The sequence below is a fragment of the Dorea sp. 210702-DFI.3.125 genome (assembly GCF_020560945.1).
GTDB classification, from domain to species: domain Bacteria; phylum Bacillota; class Clostridia; order Lachnospirales; family Lachnospiraceae; genus Dorea; species Dorea formicigenerans.
Genome location: NZ_JAJCNF010000082.1, coordinates 1 through 485, shown reverse-complemented (window position 1 = coordinate 485; position 485 = coordinate 1). Strand labels below are relative to the sequence as shown.

The following is a 485-nucleotide window of genomic DNA, read 5'->3' as shown; positions in this document are numbered from 1 at the left end:
CATAATAGTGAAGCGTGCGAACGCTGATACCTGTTAAATCTGATATTTCTTTTACTGTCCTCATAGCTGCTGACCTCCTGTTCCTGATAAGGTAACTTTAATCTATGACGTTCCGTGAGAGTCAATAGGCATTTTCATTTTTTAGTATAACATTTTTCATTTCTTCTCAAAAGACAGAAAACTGATTCTGTAAAACTTGTCGGCTGGGAACAGCTTGCAACGCAAGGTGTCCCCAGATGGCAAGTCCACAAAAGGGTAGCTGGCGAAAGCCAGCGCAGGGGAAGTGTAGCGTCCCCTGTTTGATTTGGAGCAGTCCGTGGCTGCGGAAAATCACAGCCCTCCGGCGAGGAGCCTTCGGAGAACGCAATGCACCAACCTTTGGGTGGTGTATAATTGCGCCCTTAGTAAACTAAGGGGTTTCCAGCTTCTCCCGTTCCAGCAGTTTTTTCAATAGTTCCTGCGTGTCCTGCCTGTGAAAAATGAGT

General features: G+C 46.4%; 1 pseudogene. It reads right to left on the bottom strand.

Annotated features, from left to right (window positions below):
- Nucleotides 1-409: 409 nt before the first annotated feature.
- Nucleotides 410-485, bottom strand: a pseudogene (locus LI164_RS15630) (glutamyl-tRNA amidotransferase); the annotation flags it as partial.